Source organism: Verminephrobacter aporrectodeae subsp. tuberculatae At4 (assembly GCF_000193225.1).
Taxonomy (GTDB): Bacteria; Pseudomonadota; Gammaproteobacteria; order Burkholderiales; family Burkholderiaceae_C; genus Acidovorax; species Acidovorax aporrectodeae.
In genome coordinates, this window is the sequence record NZ_AFAL01000909.1 from 1 (window position 1) to 245 (window position 245).

A 245-nucleotide genomic window follows, 5' to 3' on the forward strand; every position below is an offset into this window, starting at 1 on the left:
CGTCTCCAGCAGGATTCCGCCCAGCTTGCGCTCGCCCGCTGCGCTGTCCAGCCACAGGTCATTCGGCCATTTCAGGCCCAGGCGTGCGGGCCGCTGCGCACCCCGGGGGGGCAGCACGGGTTGCAGACTCTCGGCCACGCTCACCCCCACGGCGAGCGAGAGGCCGGACCAATCCCGGGGCGCAAATGGCAGCCCCAGGGACATCGTCAGAGAGGGGATTGCGCCCCCCGCGCCGTGCGCTGCGT

Annotated in this window: 1 pseudogene; it reads right to left on the reverse strand. The window is 72.2% G+C overall.

The window, feature by feature from the left end:
• Window positions 1-245: pseudogene (locus VTU_RS29815) on the reverse strand (biotin--[acetyl-CoA-carboxylase] ligase); the annotation flags it as partial.